Source organism: Saccharothrix xinjiangensis, from assembly GCF_039527585.1.
In the GTDB taxonomy this organism is placed as follows: Bacteria; Actinomycetota; Actinomycetes; order Mycobacteriales; family Pseudonocardiaceae; genus Actinosynnema; species Actinosynnema xinjiangensis.
This window is the reverse complement of record NZ_BAAAKE010000026.1, coordinates 22,696-41,934: the sequence shown is the minus strand read 5'-3', so window position 1 is coordinate 41,934 and position 19,239 is coordinate 22,696. Positions and strand designations below refer to the sequence as shown.

Here is a 19,239-nt window from a genome sequence, read left to right as displayed (position 1 = left end):
GTAAGCCCTACGCCGATGTGACCTGGATCCGGTCGAACCGGACGGTGAAACCGCCCCCGGTCGGCGCCGCCGCCATCACCCCGACCAGCGCGGGCACGTCGGGCGGGAAGTACGCCAGGCGCAGCAGGTTGACCGGCTCCTCGTCACCGAGGCCGTAGCGGAGGGTCACCGCGTCGCCCTCGCGCGCCGCGGAGATCGTCATCCGGTCGGCCCGAGCCACGCCCACCACCGACCAGTCGGAGAACTCCCTGGTCACGACGGTGCTGATCTGGAACTCGCCGTCCACCAGCTCGGCGCCCGCCTTGATCCAGTTGCGGTCGTCCACGCGGAGCGCGACGCCCGCCTGGTCGTACTGGGCGGCGTAGTCGGCGGTGAACGAGGCGGTGAAGGTGGCGTCGCCGATCACCGGGACGCCCAGGAGGTGCCCGGAGTCGCGGTCGTACCCGTAGTGGGTGGTGCGCCAGAAGTCGGTGTCCGGGTCCGCGGTGATGGTCAGGCCGTCCTCGGCGGACCAGGAGCGGGGCTCGTTGATCCAGCGCCAGTCCTCGTGCCCGAAGAGTCGCATGCCCATCGAACCATCATGTCAACGCACGGGCCGCAGCCAAGGCCTGTTGGGCGTAACTCCGACCGGAAAACGCGGAGTGCGCCGGGAGGGGAAGGGGGACGCGGTCGCGCCGGCCGTCGGGGTCGATGCGACCGCGCGCGGCGGTCGGGTGCCCGACGTCACAACCGCTCGCGCGCCCACGCCAGCAGCCCCGGCACGGCCGCCTCCACCATCGCGATCACCCGGTCGAACCCGGCCTCGTCCCCGTAGTACGGGTCCGGCACGTCCACCCCGTCCGCGTCCGGGTCGAACGACCGCAGCAGCCGCACCCGCGACGGGTCGGTCACCAGCCGCCGCAGGGCGCGGGCGTGGCCCGAGTCCAGCGCCACCAGCAGGTCGGCGTCCAGGTGGTCGTCCGCGACCTGCGCGGCGGCGTGCCCGGTCGGGTAGCCGTTGTCCGCCAACGACTTCGCCGCGCGCGGGTCGGCCGGGTCGCCCACGTGCCAGCCGCCGGTGCCCGCGCTGGTCACCTCGACGAGGTCACCCAGGCCCGCTCGCCGCAGGTGCTCCCGGAATATGATCGCGGCCACGGGGGAACGGCAGATGTTGCCGGTGCAGATGAAGGTCACGTGCAAGCCCACGGCAGCGGAGTCTGCCAGGTCGCGGCGCACGCGGGACCGGTCGGCCGGCGCTCGTGGGGGGTTCGATGTCCGGGGTCGTGGTCGGTGTCGTCGTGCTGCTCGCGGTCGGGGTGGTCGTCGGGGTGGCGCTGCGGCGCCGGTCGTGGCCGGAGACGCCCGCGTTCGCCCGGCCCCGCCCGGTGACCTCGCCCGGCGGGCTGGCGCCCGACCCGAACGCCGGATTCTTCACCGATCGCGGTCCGCTGTTCCGGAAAAGGCTTTTCTTCGTCGGCACGGGATGCCCGCCGAGCCTGGTCGCCGATTTTCCGTCACTGGACGTGTCGCAACGGGAACAGCCCGTGCGCATTGCCAGGCACGGCATTAGGTCGTGGTGGTGGTTCGAGGGCGAGTTCTACCGCGAGGCGGCCGCCCTCCAGGCCGACGACGTGCGGACGTGGGTCCGGGAGCGGCAGCGGCGGCAGCGGATCAGGCAGGACCGGGCCCGGTTCCTGTCGGCCGCGGAGGAAAGCCTGCGAAAGCGCGAGAACGGGTAACGGACAGGCGTTCAATTCCGACGACAATGTATGTGGAATGTCGGGGAAGGGACGCGTATGTCCGACAAGTGTGTCGTGCGCCGCACTCGTCCGCTCACCGCCGGGCAGCCCGTCCACCGGGGTTCGCCCGGTCGGCCGCGGAAGGCCGGCGACCGGTGAACGAGTCGACGCTGTGCCGGTTGACCGGGTGCGAGGCGCCCTCGCTCGCGCACCTGGTGCTGAGCGCGGCGGTCGTGCTGTTCGCCATGTTCGCCTCGGTGGTCTCCTCGCTGGGCTGATCCTCGCTGGGCTGATCGCCTTGAGATGATCTCAGCGGGCTCTCAGCCGGGCCGCGCGACGATCGCCGCGTGTCCACCGTGAAGCCCATGCCGACCATGCCCGCCCTGGCCGCGGCGCTGCCGCTGGTCGAGGACGAGGTGCGGCGGTTGGCGACGTCGTCGTCGCTGCCGGTCGTCAACGCCCACGCCGGCCGCATCACCGCCGCGGGCGGCAAGCGGTTGCGCTCGATCCTGGTGCTGGCGGGCTCCCTGGCCGTGGCCGGCTCCGTGCCCGACAAGGCGATCACCGCCGCCGCCTGCGTGGAACTGCTGCACGCGGGCTCGCTGGTGCACGACGACCTCATGGACGGCGCCACCGAGCGGCGCGGCGTGCGCACGGTCAACGCGGCCTGGGGCGACGGGCCCGCCGTGCTCGTCGGGGACTTCATGCTGGCCCGCGCCAGTCAAGTAGCGCTCGACCGGATCTCGCCCTACGCCGCGAGCAGGCTCGCCGAGGCCGTCGCCGCCCTGGTCGAGGGCCAGGTGCTGGAGGTGCTCGACCTCTACGACGCCCACCGCTCGCCGGACGACGCGCTGCGCTCGATCGAGCTGAAGACCGGCGCGCTGTTCGAGGTGGGCTGCGTGCTGGCCGCGCACTGCGCCGACGCCGACGAGGCGACCACCGCCGCCCTGGGCCGCTACGGCGCGCTGTTCGGGGTGCAGTTCCAGGTCCTCGACGACCTGCTGGACCTGGCGTCCACGTCCCGGCGGCTGGGCAAGCCGGTCGGCAACGACATCCGCCAGGGCGTCTACACGCTGCCGCTGCTGCGCGCCCTCGACGCCGACCAGCGCCGGCTGCTGGAGGAGCGCGGCCGCGAGCTGACCGACGACGAGGTGGCCGGGCTGCTCGCCGGGCTGCGGCGCACCAGCCTCGTCGCGGACACCCTCGCGCACTGCACGTCGCTGGCCGCGCGGGCGGTGCGGGAGCTGCCCGACCTGCCCGACCCGGGAGCGCTCGGCGTGCTGCGCGAGCTGCCGGGGGCCTACCTCGACTGGGCGGCCTCGCAGATCGCCTAGACTCCCGGCGATGACCAGCCAGGATCCCGGCCGGGCGCTGCTGCGCCACCACGGGGACGTCGACGCCGCGCCCGGACTCGCGGACTTCGCGGTGAACGTGCGGGTGCCCGCGCCGCCGCGGTGGCTGCGCGACCGGCTGGCCGCCGCCCTGGGCGCCCTCGGCTCCTACCCGGGCGCCGACGCCGACCTGCGGGCCCGCGAGGCCGTCGCGGCGCGGCACGGCCGGTCGCCGGACGAGGTGCTGGTGCTCAACGGGGCCGCCGAGGGCTTCGCCCTGCTGCCGCACCTGCGCCCCGGCCTGGCCGCCGTGGTGCACCCGTCGTTCACCGAGCCCGAGGTGGCGCTGCGCGACGCGGGCGTGCCCGTGCGGCGGGTGCAGCTGCGGCCCGAGGACGACTACCGGCTGCGGCCCGAGCTGGTGCCCGACGAGGCCGACCTGGTGGTGCTGGGCAACCCGACCAACCCCACGTCCGTGCTGCACCCGGCCGAGGTGGTCGCGGCGCTGGCCAGGCCGGGCCGGGTGCTGGTGGTGGACGAGGCGTTCGCCGACGCGATCCCCGGCGAGCCCGAGTCGCTGGCCGGCCGCGGCGACCGGGCCGGGCTGCTGGTGCTGCGCAGCCTGACCAAGACGTGGGGCCTGGCCGGGCTGCGCGCGGGCTACTTCCTGGGCGCGCCGGAGCTGCTGGCGCAGCTGGCGCTGCCCCGGCCCCAGTGGCCGGTGGGCAGCCTCGTGCTGGAGGCGGTGGCGGCGTGCTGCTCGCCGGAGGCCGTGGCCGAGGCCGACGCGCTGGCGTGGGAGGCGCGCGAGCACACGTCGTTGGCCGTGGCGCGGCTGGGCGACCTGGTGGTCGTGCCGCCGGCCGCGCCGTTCGTGCTGCTGCGCGTGCCCGACGGGCCGCGGGTGCGGCAGGCGTTGCGCGACAAGGGGGTGGCGGTGCGGCGCGGCGACACGTTCCCCGGCCTGACCGCCGACCACCTGCGGGTCGCGGTGCGCGCGCCGGAGGAGTTCGCGCTGCTGGTGGACGCGCTGCGCGTGGTGCTGGAGGACGCGTGACGACGACGCTCGGGGACGTGCCGGCCGTGCTGGAGGACGTGTGACGACGACGCTCGGGGACGTGCTGGCCGTGCTGGAGGCGGCCTACCCGCCCGCCACCGCCGAGTCGTGGGACGCGGTCGGCCTGGTCTGCGGCGACCGCGCCGAACCCGTGACGAGGGCCCTGTTCTGCGTCGACCCCGTCGAGTCCACAGTGGACGAGGCGCTGGAGGTCGGCGCGCAGCTGCTGGTGGCCCACCACCCGCTGATGCTGCGCGGTGTCAACGGCGTGCCCGCCGACGACCCCAAGGGCGCCCTGGTGCACCGGTTGATCCGGGCGGGCGTGGCGCTCTACACCGCGCACACCAACGCCGACGCCGCCAACCCGGGCGTGTCCGACGCGCTGGCCGGCGCCCTGGGCCTGCGGGTCACCGGGCCGCTGTCGCCCGCGCCGGCCCGGCAGCTGGACGTGCTGGCCACCTACGCGCCGGTGGACCGCGCCCAGCAGGTCCTGGAGGCCCTGCACGCCGCGGGCGCGGGCGCCCTCGGCGACTACCGCGACGCCGCGTGGACCGTCGACGGCACCGGCCAGTTCCGGCCGCTGCCCGGCGCGAACCCCGCCGACGGCGCTGTCGGCGAGCTGCGGCGGCTGCCCGAGACGCGCGTCGAGGTGGTGCTGGAGCGCCGCCGCCGCGCCGAGGTCGTGCGCGCGCTGCGCGCCGCCCACCCGTACGAGGAAGTCGCGTTCAACCTCAACGAGGTCGCCGAGCTGCCGTCCGGCACGGGCATCGGCCGCGTGGGCGAGCTGGCCGAGGCCGAGCCGCTGCGCGAGTTCGCCCGGCGCGTCGCCGACGCCCTGCCCGCCACCGCGTGGGGCGTGCGCGCCGCCGGCGACCCCGACCGGCCCGTGCGGCGGGTCGCGGTGTGCGGCGGCGCGGGCGACGGCTACCTGTCCGCCGCGACGCGGGCGGGCGTCGACGCCTACGTGACCGCGGACCTGCGCCACCACCCGGCGGGCGAGCACCTGGCCGCCGGCGGGCCCGCGCTCGTCGACGTGGCGCACTGGGCCAGCGAGTGGCCGTGGTGCGGGCAGGCGGCCGAAGTCGTGCGCTCGGCCCTCGGCGGTACGGTCGAGGTCGTCGTCTCGACCCGCCGGACCGACCCGTGGACCGTCGGCGCGACGAGCCGAACAGGAGGAACCCAGTGAAAGCCGATCCCGCCGTGCAACGCCGGTTGCTCGACCTCGCCCGGGTCGACGCCGAGCTGGCGCGCGTGACCCACCGCCGCCGCACGCTGCCCGAGCTGGCGGAGATCGCCGAGGCCGAGAAGGTGCTGCGGGCCAAGCAGGACGCGTTGACCACGGTCGAGACCAACCTCGGCGACCTCAACCGCGAGATCAAGCGGCAGGAGACCGAGATCGACCAGGTCCGGGCCCGCGAGGAGCGCGACCGCAAGCTGCTCCAGGGCGGCACGGTCGGCGCCAAGCAGCTCACCGACCTGGAGCACGAGCTGGCCACCCTCGGCCGCCGGCGCGGCGCGCTGGAGGACGACCTGCTGGAGCTGATGGAGCGCCGCGAGGCCGTCGAGGCGAACTCGCAGCACGCCCGCGTCGAGCTGGACAAGGCCCAGGAGGCGCTGGCGGACGCGGCCCGCCGCCGCGACTCCGCGCTGGCCGACCTGGAGTCCACCGAGACCAAGCGCACCGCCGAGCGCACGACGATGGTCGGCCAGTTCCCCGGGCCGCTGCTGGCCCTCTACGACCGGGTGCGCCTGCACAAGGGCACCGGGGCCGCGCTGCTCCAGTCCCGCCGCTGCGGCGCGTGCCGGATCGAGCTGGACCGCAACGCGCTGTCCAACGTCAAGGACGCGCCCGCGGACGAGGTCGTGCAGTGCGAGGAGTGCGACGCGGTCATGGTCCGCACCTCGGAATCCGCCCTGTGACGGGTGGGGTGAAGGTCTTCGTCGAGGCGGACGGCGGGTCGCGCGGCAACCCCGGGCCCGCCGGCTACGGCGCCGTGGTGCTGTCCGCGGTCGGCGAGGTGCTCGCCGAGCGGGCCGAGGGCATCGGCGTGGCCACCAACAACGTCGCCGAGTACCAGGGCCTGATCGCGGGGCTGCGGGCGGCGACCGAGGTGGGCGCCGACGAGGTGGTCGTGCGGATGGACTCCAAGCTCGTGGTCGAGCAGATGTCCGGGCGCTGGAAGGTCAAGCACCCGGCGATGCAGCCGCTGTTCGCGACCGCGCGCGAGCTGGCGCGGGCGTTCCGGCGGGTGAGCTACGAGTGGATGCCGCGCGAGCGCAACAAGCGCGCCGACCGGCTCGCCAACCAGGCCATGGACGACCAGGCCGGCGTGGCGCGGCGGCCCGAGCCCCAGCAGCCCGAGCCCCAGCGGCCCGAGCCCCAGCGGCCCGAGCCCCAGCGGCCCGGGACCGGGCAGCTGGAGTTCGGCGAGGTCGAGGCCGGCGGGACGGGGCAGGCGCCGCCGGCGTCGTGGACCGGCGCGGTGGGCGAGCCGACCCGGCTGCACCTGCTGCGGCACGGGCAGACCGAGCTGTCGGTGGCCCGCCGCTACTCCGGGCGCGGCAACCCGCGGTTGACCGAGGTCGGCCGCGGGCAGGCCGAGGCCGCCGCCCGCAGGTTGGGCAAGCTCGCCGGCGTCGCCGCCGTGGTGTCCTCGCCACTCGCCAGGGCGCAGGAGACCGCGCGCGCCGTCGCCGCCGCCACCGGCGCCGAGCTGACCACCCACGAGGGCCTGGTCGAGACCGACTTCGGCGAGTGGGAGGGCCTGACCTTCACCGAGGCCGCCCAGCGCGACCCCGACGTGCACGGGCGGTGGCTGTCCGACCCGACCGTGCCCGCGCCGGGCGGCGAGAGCTTCGACGAGGTGCTGCGGCGCGCGCGGCGGGTCAAGACCGACCTCATCGCCCGCTACGGCGGCGCGGACGTCGTCGTGGTCAGCCACGTCACGCCGATCAAGCAGCTGCTGCGGACCGCGCTGGACGTCGGCCCCTCGCTGCTGTTCCGGCTGCACCTGGACCTGGCGTCGCTGTCGGTGGTCGAGTTCTACCCCGACGGGCACGCCTCGGTGCGGCTGGTCAACGACACGTCCCACCTGGCCTAGCCGGCAGGTCACCGCCGCCAGGTCACCGCCGGCGGGGCGAGCCGGCTACCCCGCGACGCGCAGGCGCGGGCGCGCACGCCGGAACCGGGCCTCCGCGACGGCGTGCGCGAACCGCTCCACCGCGCCGCGCACCGCCGCGTCGGCTTTCGCCTCGATCACGTCGCCGGTGATGTCGCCGTCGAGGACGAATTCACCGCGCAGCACGTTGTCCGCGCCTTTGCCGGCGAGCAGCGGGTTGAGCGCGTAGTCCATCGCGACGAGGAAGCCCTGGTTGCCGCCGGTGGCCAGCGGCAGGACCGCGCGACCGCGCAGCGCGCGTTTCGGCAACAGGTCCAGCAGCGCTTTCACCAGGCCGCTGTAGGCGGCCCGGTAGACCGGGCTGGCGACCACGATGCCGTCGGCGCGCAGCACGGCGGCGACCGCGTCGCCGATCTCCGGGTCCCGCAGGTCCTCCATGAGCAGGGACAACGTCGGGAGTTCGCGGACGTGCAGGGTGCGGACGTCGTGCTCGGACCCGCGCAGCAGCTCCTCGACGCGGGCGACGAGGATGCCGGTGCGGGACACGGGCGAGGGACTGCCGGAAATCACCAGGACAGAGGACATGGATTCCTGACACCTTTCGGTGTGAAAAGGATCGGTGTACGAGGTAAATGCGTCAGCGACAACAGATCGCGGCGGCGGTGCGACCGAAGTCGACGTGACGACGTCGAGTCAGTCCACCCATTCCCGGCATGTTCCGAGTAGAGCAGCAATTCCACACCCCGACAAGCTTCGGGCGACCTGGTTCCACTGCCTGGGAGCGGGCCGACTACGCTGGTGGGAGCGGATGAGTCGGCAGGGCGGCCGCGTCGGCGGATTCACCTCCGCCGCCGAGGAAAGTCCGGACTCCACAGGGCAGGGTGGTTGTCAACGGCAACCAGGGGCGACCCTCGGGACAGTGCCACAGAGAACAGACCGCCCCGGTGAGAGCCGGGGTAAGGGTGAAACGGTGGTGTAAGAGACCACCAGCGCCCCCGGTGACGGGGGCGGCTAGGTAAACCCCACCCGGAGCAAGGCCAGGAGGGTGCCCCCGGGCACCTGCGCAGGCGTTCGAGGACGGCCCGTCCGATGCCTGCGGGTAGGCCGCACGAGCCTGTCGGCAACGGCAGGCCGAGATGGATGGCCGCCGAACGGGAGCGCCGCGAGGCCCCCGGGAACAGAATCCGGCTTACATGCCGGCTCATCCGCCCCAACCCCGGTGCCGGCCCGGCCCCGGTCCCAGTTGCGGTGCCGGCCCTGGCTCCGACCCCCAGCCCCAGCCCCAGCCCCGGTTCAGGCTTCGGGCTCCGACTTCGGGCTCCGGCTCCGCGCGCCCGCTCCGGCCCTCGGCCGACCCCGGCCCCCGGCTCCGGCCTCAGCTCCCGCCCCAGCCCCGCCCCGGTCCTCGACCCCAGCCCGGCCCCAGCCCCGCCCCGGTCCTCGCCCAGGCCCGCCACCGGCCAGAAGGCGCACTGGTCCGCCTGTAGATCCCCCTCTCCCCGGTCGCGTTACAGAAGTGACGCCGTTCGAGTGATCTTGCGTATCAGCCCCGCCGATCGACCCTCCTCCCGGCGAACCGCGGGCCCTGCCCCGCGGCCCAGAAGGAGGAAACGCATGTCCACCACCAGACGTCAGGGAGCAACGGTGCTCGCCCTGACCGGGCTGCTGGGCGCGGCGGCGCTCACCGGCGCCACCGGCGCCGGCGCGGCCCCGGCGGACGAGTTACCCGTCTACGCGGTCCGCTCCGAGGGGATCTCCGACGCGCAGGCCGCCGCCCTCCAGAAGGCGTTCGGGCTGAGGTCCGTCGAGCGCACCCCCGAGGGCGTCGTCACGTTCACCGACGAGGAGCGCCACCTGCGCGTGCCCTCGATCGACCGCGGCGCGGGCCAGCCCGACGAGAGCGGCCAGGCCACCACCCAGACCGCGTTCGACGTCGCGGCGATCCGCGCGATCAAGGCCGTGCCGCCGGAGGACGCGACCAAGCGCGTCGCCGAGACCCTGCGCGGGATCGGCCTGCTGCCCGCCGAGGCGACCCCCGGCGCCTCGCACTCCACCCTCGACATCGTCGACGCCAACGGCGGGACCCTGGCGAGCGCGGCGCTGGACACCACGGTGACGTTCGACTTCAAGCTCGGCGGCGTGCCGCTGGAGGGCCCGGGCTCGAAGGTCCGGGTCTCCCTGGACGGCTCGGGCGCGGTCACCCAGCTCACCTACGCCTCCCGCGAGGTCGTCCCCGTCGGCTCCAAGCCGGTGCTGGACCTGGACCACGGCTACCAGAAGTGCGTCGAGGTGCTGGGCGGCGTGCCGCTGGGCGCGGTCCAGTACGTCTACTCCTCCGGTCCGCTGGGCTCGGGGCAGACGCACCTGGAGCCGTTCTTCCGCTGCGAGGGCGTCGACCCCGGTGAGAACGCCCCGGTGTTCTTCCTGCCCGCCCTCGTGGGCTCGTCCCTGCCCGCGCCCGACGCCACCGTGCCGCCGCGCCGGGCCTCCGGGTCCACCGCGCCCAACCCCTCCGCGGCCGACGCGGGCGACGTGGGCGCCAACTGGATCCCCCGGATCGACGTCGGCAGCGAGGGCACCGGCTCCTGCCAGGGCCTGTACGGCGTGCCCAGCAGCATCACCGGCTTCAACAACCGGTTCACCTCGGCCGCCGTGCCGGTGCAGTTCAGCTGGACCGGCCCGAACGCGTGGGAGCAGGACTTCAAGGACCCGGCGTTCGCCGGCGGCCAGGACCACCTCTACACCGACGACGTCGACATGACCTTCTACCACGGCAACGGCGGCCCGTTCGGCCTGTCGTTCGCCCGGTGCAGCTCGGTCAACGACACCACCCTGCGCAACACCGAGGCCCGCTGGGGCAACCGGGACTCGGAGTGGATGAGCCTCTACACGCCGAGCCTGCTCCAGACCACGGCGAGCGGCCAGGCGTGGTGGCAGCGGTGGGGCCGGGCGTTCCGCGGCCTGCACCAGATCAACAGCTTCGAGACCGCCATCGTGCAGCCGGGCGCGTTCGTGCCGACGACCAGCTCGTTCGGCGGGCGCTACTCGAACTACCTGCTGCGGTCGTCGCTGCGCCCGTTGCAGCGGCCGATGCGGGTGCGGGACGCGTGGGCGCAGGCGTCGATCGACACGCAGCCGTCGTACGTGCGGTGGGCGACCATGGGCGCGATGAGCAGCTCGGGCAACCTGGCCAACTTCAACGACTACTTCTGGAACCGGGGCGCGGTCGGGTCGGACATCACGACCCCCGGCGGCTACTGGAAGATCTCCGGTCCCAGCTGACCGGCGTGACGGGCGCGCCGTGACCCGTGGGGTCCCTTCCGGCTGCTGGGGGTCGGAAGGGGCCCTTTCACGTGCGCCGGGACGGCCGCCCCGGCTGCATCCGGATCACCGGGCGGAACGCCTCGCCGTCGTTGTAGCGCTCCTCCAGCTCGGCCACGTAGGCGGCCACGGCCGGGTTGACGATGTCGGCGAGGCTGCGCACCCCGGCCGACGCCTCGTACGCCGCGAGGTAGGTCGCCGCGGCCCTGGCGCGTTCGAGCACCTCCTGGTCGAAGTTGACCGTCCGCTGCACCCGCCGCCCCGCGGGCCGCTCCGGGCCGGTAACCTGATCAACACCCGAGACGGCCACCGCCACCGTGATCTCGTTCACCCCGGCGGCTGGTTCGGGCGCGGCTTCCGGCGGTTGGGCCATCTGCGGCCTCCTCGGCGTCGTCACTCGTGTGGGTGCGGACCGTTCGGATCTGACACTGGGCCGAACGGTGCACCCGGTGTTGGCAGGCGGATGGGGGGCACCGGATCTTGCGTACTATCCGTGACCAGGAAGTTCGCAGTCGAGTGAACTGTCCCAGCAATCGGGAGAATCCGGACTCCCCGGTTCTCCACCGGCTTCCCCGGACCCATCATGTCTGTGGCTAGATTAGACGTAATCGACAGTCAGGGGAATGGTTGTTGATCTACGCACCGCTAACGGACCGATACACCTCGTGACGAAGACGTGTTCTACTCGATAACGCACACCCGGCCGGACACCCCTCGGTCCGACCGGCGAAGTCCTGCGTACTCAGGAGTACTGCAATGACGGCCATGACCCTGGTAACACTCGCGCAGCAACAGCCCGCCCTGGGCACAGGCGGGGTGCGCCAGTGGATCCTCGACAACCTGCTGCCCCTGCTCCTGCTCACGGTCGCCGTGCTGCTGCTGTGGCTGGGCGGCGGCAAGGGCGACAACGCCGGGGTCATGCGCCGCCTGGGCGGTGTCATCGTCGCGCTGGCGATCGTCGGACTGGCCGTGACCACGGACGCGGGCGCCAACATCGGCTCGTGGATCGCCGGCCTGTTCACCGGCGGGTGACCCTTGCGGGTACGCACTGACGACGAGGTCTACCGGGTCGACGCCGTCTGGCTCGGGCCGCCCAGGGCAACGTTCCCCTGGCGTGCGCGCTACGTCGCGTGGGGCGTCGGCATCGTGGTCTTCCTGCTGGTCACCGCGGTCCAGCGGCAGATCGGGTTCGGGTTCGACTTCATCAACACCGGCTGGGGCTTCGTGATCACGGTCGCCCTGACCCGCTTCATCTGCGCGAAGATCAGCCACGAGCGCCCGCTGTCGTCGGTCACGACGATGTGGGTGCGCGAGCTGACCTCGCCGCGCGAAACGACCTCCGGCCGCGGCGGCGCCGCCAGCGCCGCCCGGATCCGGGTCAGCCAGCACCGCCCGCGCAAGCGCGTGAAGCGGAAGGGCCCAGACCGCCGTAAGAAGGAGGTGCGCGGTGTTCGGACGCCGGCGTGACCGCAACCGACGCTCCGCTGCGCACGTCGCCCAGCACGCAGCCGCCGCCCGCGACGACCGCAAGGTCTACAGCAAGCGCGGTCGCCGCCTGCCCGGCGAGCAGGCAGTGCCCAGCTACACCCCGTCGATCTCGGCCCGCAGCATCGACGGCCACCTGCTGCGCACCGGCCAGGAGGTGTACGCCTGGTACAAGCTCGCGCCGCAGCGCTGGTCGTTCCGCTCGGACTCCCAGCGGCAGGACCTGATCGCCGCGATCGCGGGCCAGTACGCCGAGCTCCAGGGCCGCTGGATGCACCTGCGCGTGACGAACCGGCCCTACCCGATCCGGATGTGGGCCGAGGCGCACGTGCACAACGCCGTGCGCCGGCTGCCCGACACCCCCGGCACGCTGAGCTTCGACGACTACATGGTCGGCGAGCAGCAGCAGCTGATGGGCCGGTCGATGGCCGAGAAGGAGGTCTACCTCGGCGTCCAGGTGCAGACCCGCAACATGATGGACCGCGCGGTCGAGCGCGCCGCCCCCGTGCTGCGCAAGGTCTTCCCGGACGCGGTGGACGCCGAGCTGGTCGCGATCGAGTCCGAGATCGACCACCTGGACCAGGTGATCGGCTCCGCCGGCCTGGAGGGCCGCCCGGCCACGGCCGAGGAGATGTCCTGGCTGATGCACCGGTCGTGCTCGCTGGGCCTGCCCGCGCCGCGCAACCTGCCCGCCGTGCCCGGCGCACCCTGGGAGCCCGAGGACCTGGCGTCGTTCACCGACGCCGCCGACTTCCACCAGGAGCCGTACTCGCCGACCGTGGTGGTGCGCGGCCGCACCGGCTCGAACGCGGGTATCCGGCGGCACGTCGCGGTGCTCACCGTGGGGTTGATGCACGGCCTGCGGATCCCCGAGGTCGACGACCCGTGGGTGCAGCGGTCCGACCGGCTGCCCGCCTCGGTGGAGTGGTCGGCGCGCATCTACGTCCGCCGCCCGGAGGAGGTCTCCGGCGAACTCCAGCGGCAGATGAGCAAGGTCCGCTCGCAGGTGCGCCACTACACCGACGAGCACGAGCTGGAGCCGCCGCAGTCGCTGGCCCGCCAGGCGTCCCGGGTGCTGGAGATCGACGACGAGATGACGTCGGGCTTCACCGCGCTGGGCACCAGGGTGCGGTCCTGGTGGCGGCTGGCGGTGTCCGGGCCGACCGAGCGCGAGGCGCTCAAGCTCGCCCAGTCCCTGCTCGACCTCTACAAGCCGAAGATCGCCATCGAGCACCCCGAGGCGCAGTACGCGATCGCCCGCGAGTTCATCCCGGGCGAGCCGCTGTCGTCCTCGGCCTACCTGCGCCGCGGCTCGGTGCTGTGGGCGGCCTCGTCCGTGCCGACGGCGACCGCCGAGGTGGGCGACCGCCGGGGCATCCTGCTCGGTGAGACGGTCACCGCGACCCGCCGCCCGGTGGCGTGGGACCCGTGGATGGCGCAGGAGCTGCGCGACGCCTCCGGCCTGACCGCGATGGTCGCCGGCCTGGGCGCGGGCAAGTCGTTCCTCGGCGGCGGCATCGTCTACAAGACGCTGCGCTCCGGCGCGCACTGGACGCTGCTCGACCCGTCGGGCCCGCTGGCCGCCCTGTGCGAGCTGCCGGAGCTGCGCCCGTACGCGCGGCCGATCAACCTGCTCAACGCCCAGCCCGGCATCCTCAACCCGTACCGGGTGGTCGCGGAGCCGCAGCTGGAGCACTTCACGGACGAGGACGACCCGGAGCGGGCGTGGCGGCGCGAACGCGCGCTGGCCGCGGCCACCCGGCGCCGCCTCGTGCTGGACGTGCTCACCGGCCTGCTGCCGTTCGAGGTGGCCAGGCTGCCGCAGACCCGGATCGTGCTGCTGCGCGCGGTCCGCACGGTCGGCGGCCGGCCCGACGCGCACCCCGGCATGGTGTTCGAGGCCCTGCGCCGGGACGCGAGCGAGCACCACGAGCACGCGGTCGTCGTCGCGGACTTCCTCGACGAGATGCGGGAGCGCATGTCGCTGCTCATCCCCGAGCAGGACCTCGACCCGTACGACGAGCAGCGCGACGACCGGCTCACCGTGCTCACCATGGCGGGGCTGAACCTGCCGAAGGACGGCGTGGGGCGCGAGCACTGGACGGACGCGGAGTCCCTGGGCGTGGAGATGCTGAACCTCGCCGCGTGGCTGACCCAGCGGTCGATCTACGAGCGGCCGAAGGACCTGCGCAAGGGCGTCTGGATCGACGAGGCGTTCTTCCTGTCCGAGGTGCCCACCGGCCGCGTGCTGATGAACCGCTTCGCCCGCGACTCGCGCAAGTGGAACGTGCGCGTGCTGCTGTCGTCGCAGATCCCCGCGGACTTCCTGAGGATCCAGGGCTTCGTGGCCCTGCTCGACTCGGTCTTCGTCGGCCGGCTGGACGACGACCAGGCGCAGGAGGACGCGCTGCGGCTGCTGAAGGTGCCGGTCGGCGCGGGCTACGAGCAGGTGGTGGCCTCGCTGGGCCGGCGCCCCGGCGGCGTGCGCAACAGCACCGAGCGCGACCGCGCGCCGCGGCAGTTCATCTTCGCCGACGGCGCGGGCGGCGTGGAGCGGATCCGGATCGACTTCTCCGGGCCGCACCTGGAGCACCTGCGCACCTCGCTGGACACCACGCCGGACGCCCTGCGCGAGGGCGCGGAGCCCGCCGAGCTGGAGGCCGCGCCGCCGCGGGACCCGTTCGCCCACGAAGAGCAACACCCCGACGACTACGACGACGAACTGGCCGCCGACCTGGAGGTCGGCCTGGTGGACGACCTGGTCGACTCGGCGCACGGCGAGGGAGGAAACCGCCGTCCGGGACGGGAAGGCGTGGCATGAGCACGCTGCTGCTGGTGGCGCTGGTGGCCGCCGCGCTCCACGCGCGGCGGCGGCACGCACGCGCCCGTGAGGAAGGGACGCCGGCCCGCGCCGGCTCGGGTCGCTGGCGCGCGATGACCGTGGTGGTGGCGCTCGTCGGCCTCCAGGTCGTCATCGGCGCCACCCCCGCCCAGGCCGCGCCGTGCGGCGAGGCGCCGAACCCCGAGCGCCCCGGTTCGGGCATGGTCGGCGCGATCGACCCGCCGATCGGCAACGGCCTGCCCGACACCCCGTACCTCACCTACGGGTACGCGGGCATGGTGTGGCACACCTACCAGCAGAAGTGCTCGCTGCCCAACGCCACCCCGGTGCTCGACACCTGGATGGGCAACGAGCTGTTCAACGTCGGCAAGAACATCGTCGGCGCGACGAACGCCCTGCACTACACGGTCGTCGGCCAGGGCCTGCTCCAGCCGCTGGACCAGGCGGTCAAGGACGGCGTCCAGAAGGTCTACGACAACGTCTACCTGCGCTGGTTCGGCCTGGTCGCGCTGGTCCTGGCGATGCTGATGTTCCGCCAGATCTGGCAGGGCGACCTGGCCTCGATCAGCAAGCGCGGCCTGTGGGCGCTGGCCGCGATGTGGCTGGCGACCTCGACGCTCGCGCTGCCCCAGTTCTACGACCTGCTGGACAACACCCTGGTCACCAGGACCTCGGAGATCCAGGCCGGGTTCATCGACGTCGAGGACGACAAGGACACCCTGGACGTGCTGCCGTCGCGGCTGCACGACTCGGTCGTCTACCAGAGCTGGCTGCGCGGCGAGTTCGGCTCGCCCGAGGCGCCGCAGGCCGCCGAGTTCGGCCCCAAGCTGCTCAACGCCCAGGCGTGGACGGTGCAGGAGCTGACCGAGAGCAAGGACGGCGACCAGAACGCGCTCAACGCGAAGAAGGCCGAGTTCACCGGCATCTACAACCAGCTCGGCCCCACCCAGGGCTACTTCACCGGCGACGACGGCGGCCGCACCGGCGCCGGGTTCCTGTCGCTGCTCCAGGCCGTCGCGTTCTCGCTGTTCCAGCTGTTCGCCAAGGCCGCGGTGCTGCTCGCGCAGCTGCTGCTGCGGGTGTTCACGCTGGCCGGCCCGCTCATCGGCCTGGTCGCGCTGATCCACCACGAGCTGCTGCGCAAGGTCGCCCGCGCCGCCGCCGTCACCGTGTTCAACGTGCTGGTCCTGGCGGTCCTGGCGGGCGTGCACGCGCTGCTGCTCCAGGCGATCTTCAGCGCGACCGGGCTGTCGCTGCTCACCCGCACCCTGCTGGGCCTGATGCTGACCCTGGTGTGCTTCATGGTCGGCAAGCCGCTGCGCCGCATGTGGCAGATGGTCGAGATGTCCGTCGGCACCGCGAGCAGCGCCCTGCCGATGCGCGGCGGCGTGCTGTCCAGGCTGCGCGGCAAGAAGGAGGGGCCGACGCCGCAGGACGAGTTCTGGGACACCGTGCGCGACACCGACCCGGACGGCCCCGAGGTGCCGCAGCGGGACCGGCGGCGGGTGCGGCCGGAGGCGGCCAACCCGGTCGTCGCCACCGCCCAGCGCCTCGACCGCAACGGCAACAGCGTCGGCGAGCTGGTGCCCGGCTCCGGCGGCGCTCCCGCGCCCGCCCTGCCCGCGGGCTCGCGGGGCGGACCGGCGGCGCTGCCGGCCGGCCGCTCGCGCGTGGTCGACGCGCCGCCCGTGGCGGACCGGGGCTGGGACCGGGTGGACGACGCGGTGCTGGTGCCCTCGCGGGTGACCGGCGGCGCGGCGCGGGTCGCGGACACCCAGCTGCCGAGTCCGCGCCGGGCCGAGACGGAAGTGGTGGCGGGCAGGCAGGTCCACGTGATCTACCGGCCGTCACGCGGGCTGGAAGTCAGGGACAGCTGATGCCGATCAGGACCAACCGCGGCCGGACCGCGGTCTACCGACGCCTGTGGGGGTGGCCGCTGCGGTCGCCCCGCCACCTGGCCATGGCGATCATCGGGTTCGCCGCGGTCGTCGCCGCGACCAGCGTCCTGATCGACAACGCGGTCGGCCCGGGTAAGGGCAGGGGCCCGGCGGCCACCGCGCCCAGCACCACGGTGGCGTCCGGCGCGGGCAACCAGGTCGGCGTGCTGCCGCCGCCGCGCACCTCGACCCCGCTGCCGACCAAGGCCCCCAGCCCCACGCCCGGGGGCGCCACGGTCCCGGTCAACCCCAACGCGCAGCTCGTCGCGGACATGTGGGTCGACGCGTTCTCCGACTTCGAACCCGGCCGCACCACCAAGGAGCGGTGGCTGGAGGGCCTGCGGCCGCACACCTCCAACGAGGTGTTCCCCCAATTGGAGTCCGTGGACCCGGTGGACGTGCCGGTCGTGATCGACCAGCCGGTCAAGGCGGTCAAGTCGTTCACCGATTCGGTGGAGTTCGAAGCGCCGTTGGAGGACGGCAAGCTCTACGTGGTCGTGGTGCGTCTCCCCGAGGGGTGGAAAGTGCACAAGTTCGACAAGGTGGGCTGAGGCGTGCTGAAGATCGTGGTGGCGGTCGCCGCGGTGGCCGCCGTGGTGGTGGTCGTCGTGACCAACGGGGTGTCGACGGTCATCCGGGAGAACACCCCGGCCGAAGGGGCGGCGGCGTTCCGGATGGCGAGCTGCAACGCGTCCATCGGGCCGTGGACCGGCGGCGGCGAGGAGAAGGGCCGCGGCGACGCCGACCGGCTCGCCGACGACCAGCTCACGACCGTCGCCAACATCATCTCCATCGGCCGCGAGCGGCAGCTGCCGCCGCTGGCCTGGCAGATCGCCATCCAGGCGGGCATGACCGAGTCGGGCCTGCGCAGCCTGGATTACGGCGACCGCGACTCGCTGGGCATCTTCCAGATGCGCCCGTCGATGGGCTGGGGCACGCCGCAGCAGGTGACGGACCCCCACTACGCCATCAACAAGTTCTACGACGTGCTGCTCAAGCTGCCCGACTGGGAGGAGCAGCGGCCCGGCGACTCGGCGCAGGACGTGGAGCGGTCGGCGTTCCCGGACCGCTACCACAAGTGGGAGGCCATGGCGGCGTTCCTGATCGGCCAGGAGGGCGACGTCAGCGACCCGGCCGGCTGCGGCGAGGCGGCGGGCGACTTCCTGCTCGCCTCCAACGCCGCGGGCACCGCCATCGAGTTCACCCGGCAGCAGCTGGGCGAGCCGTACCTGTGGGGCGGCAACGGCCCGGACGCCTGGGACTGCTCCGGCATCCTGGTCAAGGCGTTCGCCGCGGCGGGCGTGAAGATCCCGCGCGTGGCCAACGACCAGTACGTGTCCGGCGGCGCGCACCTGCCCGTGCGCGACGCCAAGGCCGGTGACCTGATCTTCTGGGCGACCAACCCGGCGCAGCCGGTCACCGTGCACCACGTGGCCATGTACCTGGGCAACGACGAGTACATCCACGCGCCGCAGACCGGCGACGTGGTCAAGATCAGCAAGGTCAACTGGGACTACCACGAGTTGATGCCGCTGGCCGTCCGGCCGGGCGTGTAGGGAGGCACGACGGTGTTCAACCACGACCCGATCCAGCGACCGGCCGGACCGCCCGCGACGAGCACGCCCGCGCGGGACTACCTCAACACCCGGCCGCCGGGCACCGACGCGCAGTACGCGGTGCTGCCGAGGTCGCTGGTGGAGGCGATGCCGCTGCCGTGGCAGCAGCAGATGGCGCACCTGCTGGCCGACTTCCACCGCGCCTACGCCCACCTGGGCTGGCCGGTGTACCGGGTGGTGCCGTCCCGGCGGGAGCGGCTGGTCGACCTGGACGAGGAGCAGCTGGCCGAGGTCGGCGTGCTGGTCGAGATCGACTCGGACGGCGAGCTGGTCTACCGCGACCGCGGCGGCCAGAAGATCCCCGACCCGGAGCACCGGACGGCGCTGGTGTCGGTGCTCGACCCGATCCCGGGCGAGCACGCCAACGCCAACCAGAGCACGCCGCCGCGCGGCTTCCCGCAGCCGCCCGGGATGCCGCAACCGCCGATGGTGCAGCAGCCGTCCGTGGCGCCGCAGCCGACCTACCCGCAGTCGGGCCCGCTGCCCGTGCAGGCGCCGCCGCCGCACTGGCGGCCGTGACGCCGCGCCGCGCACGGGTGCGGAATTGCGCATGGATCCCGGACCGGGGTGGAAACCTGGTCCCATGGCTGCTGATCCGAACGCGTGGTACTACTGCCTGACCCACCGCACCGTCGAGCACGGCGTGGGCTGCCGCGGCTCCGACCGCATGGGCCCGTACCCGGACGAGGCGACCGCGCAGCGGGCGCTGGACCTGGCGCGGCAGCGGACCGAGTCGGAGGACGAGTCCGACCGGGAGTGGGGCAAGCGCTGAACTCCCGGCCGACGCGCCGGCTCCGAGCCGGTCCGCCGGTC

General features: G+C 73.6%; 20 protein-coding genes and 1 other RNA gene. 17 read left to right on the top strand and 4 right to left on the bottom strand.

Features of this window, described 5'->3' with window-relative positions; all coding sequences use genetic code 11:
- Nucleotides 1-7: 7 nt before the first annotated feature.
- Nucleotides 8-571, bottom strand: a complete 564-nt coding sequence (locus ABD223_RS34495) for a DUF1349 domain-containing protein (RefSeq protein ID WP_344040927.1) — start codon at nucleotides 569-571, stop codon at nucleotides 8-10.
- 152 nt (nucleotides 572-723) lie between these two features.
- The gene (locus ABD223_RS34490; protein ID WP_344041017.1) at nucleotides 724-1,179 is read right to left on the bottom strand and encodes a low molecular weight protein-tyrosine-phosphatase; all 456 of its coding nucleotides are present in this window, start codon (nucleotides 1,177-1,179) and stop codon (nucleotides 724-726) included.
- A 71-nt stretch (nucleotides 1,180-1,250) separates the two neighbouring features.
- Here ABD223_RS34490 and ABD223_RS34485 point away from each other — a divergent pair, with 71 nt between their 5' ends.
- The 7 genes from ABD223_RS34485 (at nucleotide 1,251) to ABD223_RS34455 (ending at nucleotide 7,207) form a co-directional block, all read left to right on the top strand.
- On the top strand, nucleotides 1,251-1,718 hold the full coding sequence (locus ABD223_RS34485; protein ID WP_344040926.1) for a hypothetical protein: 468 nt from the start codon (nucleotides 1,251-1,253) through the stop codon (nucleotides 1,716-1,718).
- A gap of 155 nt (nucleotides 1,719-1,873) precedes the next feature.
- Nucleotides 1,874-1,996, top strand: coding sequence for a hypothetical protein (locus ABD223_RS34480; protein ID WP_344040925.1), 123 nt, complete (start codon nucleotides 1,874-1,876; stop codon nucleotides 1,994-1,996).
- 69 nt (nucleotides 1,997-2,065) lie between these two features.
- Nucleotides 2,066-3,052, top strand: a complete 987-nt coding sequence (locus tag ABD223_RS34475; RefSeq protein WP_344040924.1) for a polyprenyl synthetase family protein — start codon at nucleotides 2,066-2,068, stop codon at nucleotides 3,050-3,052.
- 10 nt (nucleotides 3,053-3,062) lie between these two features.
- Nucleotides 3,063-4,106 (top strand): Rv2231c family histidinol phosphate aminotransferase CobC, encoded by a 1,044-nt coding sequence (cobC, locus tag ABD223_RS34470; protein WP_344040923.1) that lies wholly within the window; start codon nucleotides 3,063-3,065, stop codon nucleotides 4,104-4,106.
- 40 nt (nucleotides 4,107-4,146) lie between these two features.
- Nucleotides 4,147-5,292 (top strand): Nif3-like dinuclear metal center hexameric protein, encoded by a 1,146-nt coding sequence (locus ABD223_RS34465; protein ID WP_344040922.1) that lies wholly within the window; start codon nucleotides 4,147-4,149, stop codon nucleotides 5,290-5,292.
- Nucleotides 5,289-6,026, top strand: coding sequence for a zinc ribbon domain-containing protein (locus ABD223_RS34460; RefSeq protein ID WP_344040921.1), 738 nt, complete (start codon nucleotides 5,289-5,291; stop codon nucleotides 6,024-6,026). The genes ABD223_RS34465 and ABD223_RS34460 overlap by 4 nt, the downstream gene beginning before the upstream one ends.
- Nucleotides 6,023-7,207 carry a bifunctional RNase H/acid phosphatase gene (locus tag ABD223_RS34455; protein ID WP_344040920.1) on the top strand — a complete coding sequence of 395 codons (1,185 nt, stop codon included), beginning with the start codon at nucleotides 6,023-6,025 and terminating at the stop codon, nucleotides 7,205-7,207. Before ABD223_RS34460 ends, ABD223_RS34455 begins: the two co-directional genes overlap by 4 nt.
- Nucleotides 7,208-7,252: 45 nt before the next feature.
- On the opposite strand, the gene ABD223_RS34450 is transcribed toward ABD223_RS34455, so the two are convergent.
- Nucleotides 7,253-7,810 (bottom strand): NAD(P)H-dependent oxidoreductase, encoded by a 558-nt coding sequence (locus ABD223_RS34450; RefSeq protein WP_344040919.1) that lies wholly within the window; start codon nucleotides 7,808-7,810, stop codon nucleotides 7,253-7,255.
- A 224-nt stretch (nucleotides 7,811-8,034) separates the two neighbouring features.
- Here ABD223_RS34450 and rnpB point away from each other — a divergent pair.
- An RNA gene (gene rnpB, locus ABD223_RS34445) (RNase P RNA component class A) lies at nucleotides 8,035-8,433 on the top strand.
- Between the two features lie 406 nt (nucleotides 8,434-8,839).
- Nucleotides 8,840-10,507, top strand: coding sequence for a DUF6345 domain-containing protein (locus ABD223_RS34440; RefSeq protein ID WP_344040918.1), 1,668 nt, complete (start codon nucleotides 8,840-8,842; stop codon nucleotides 10,505-10,507).
- Nucleotides 10,508-10,574: 67 nt separating this feature from the next.
- Here the strand turns inward: ABD223_RS34440 and ABD223_RS34435 are convergent, their stop codons facing one another.
- Nucleotides 10,575-10,919 (bottom strand): hypothetical protein, encoded by a 345-nt coding sequence (locus tag ABD223_RS34435; RefSeq protein WP_344040917.1) that lies wholly within the window; start codon nucleotides 10,917-10,919, stop codon nucleotides 10,575-10,577.
- 383 nt (nucleotides 10,920-11,302) lie between these two features.
- Here ABD223_RS34435 and ABD223_RS34430 point away from each other — a divergent pair, with 383 nt between their 5' ends.
- The 8 genes from ABD223_RS34430 (at nucleotide 11,303) to ABD223_RS34395 (ending at nucleotide 19,198) form a co-directional block, all read left to right on the top strand.
- Nucleotides 11,303-11,578: a hypothetical protein gene (locus ABD223_RS34430; RefSeq protein ID WP_344040916.1), complete on the top strand. Its 276-nt coding sequence runs from the start codon at nucleotides 11,303-11,305 to the stop codon at nucleotides 11,576-11,578.
- Between the two features lie 3 nt (nucleotides 11,579-11,581).
- Complete coding sequence (locus ABD223_RS34425; RefSeq protein ID WP_344040915.1) at nucleotides 11,582-12,013, top strand: hypothetical protein; 432 nt, start codon at nucleotides 11,582-11,584, stop codon at nucleotides 12,011-12,013.
- Nucleotides 11,994-14,852, top strand: coding sequence for an ATP-binding protein (locus ABD223_RS34420; RefSeq protein WP_380646561.1), 2,859 nt, complete (start codon nucleotides 11,994-11,996; stop codon nucleotides 14,850-14,852). Before ABD223_RS34425 ends, ABD223_RS34420 begins: the two co-directional genes overlap by 20 nt.
- Entirely contained in the window at nucleotides 14,849-16,750 is a 1,902-nt protein-coding gene (locus tag ABD223_RS34415) for a hypothetical protein (RefSeq protein ID WP_344040914.1), read from the top strand. Before ABD223_RS34420 ends, ABD223_RS34415 begins: the two co-directional genes overlap by 4 nt.
- On the top strand, nucleotides 16,750-17,361 hold the full coding sequence (locus ABD223_RS34410) for a hypothetical protein (protein WP_344040913.1): 612 nt from the start codon (nucleotides 16,750-16,752) through the stop codon (nucleotides 17,359-17,361). Before ABD223_RS34415 ends, ABD223_RS34410 begins: the two co-directional genes overlap by 1 nt.
- A gap of 3 nt (nucleotides 17,362-17,364) precedes the next feature.
- The gene (locus ABD223_RS34405; RefSeq protein ID WP_344040912.1) at nucleotides 17,365-18,366 is read left to right on the top strand and encodes a C40 family peptidase; all 1,002 of its coding nucleotides are present in this window, start codon (nucleotides 17,365-17,367) and stop codon (nucleotides 18,364-18,366) included.
- Nucleotides 18,367-18,378: 12 nt separating this feature from the next.
- Complete coding sequence (locus tag ABD223_RS34400; RefSeq protein ID WP_344040911.1) at nucleotides 18,379-18,945, top strand: hypothetical protein; 567 nt, start codon at nucleotides 18,379-18,381, stop codon at nucleotides 18,943-18,945.
- 64 nt (nucleotides 18,946-19,009) lie between these two features.
- On the top strand, nucleotides 19,010-19,198 hold the full coding sequence (locus ABD223_RS34395) for a hypothetical protein (protein ID WP_344040910.1): 189 nt from the start codon (nucleotides 19,010-19,012) through the stop codon (nucleotides 19,196-19,198).
- Nucleotides 19,199-19,239 lie beyond the last annotated feature (41 nt).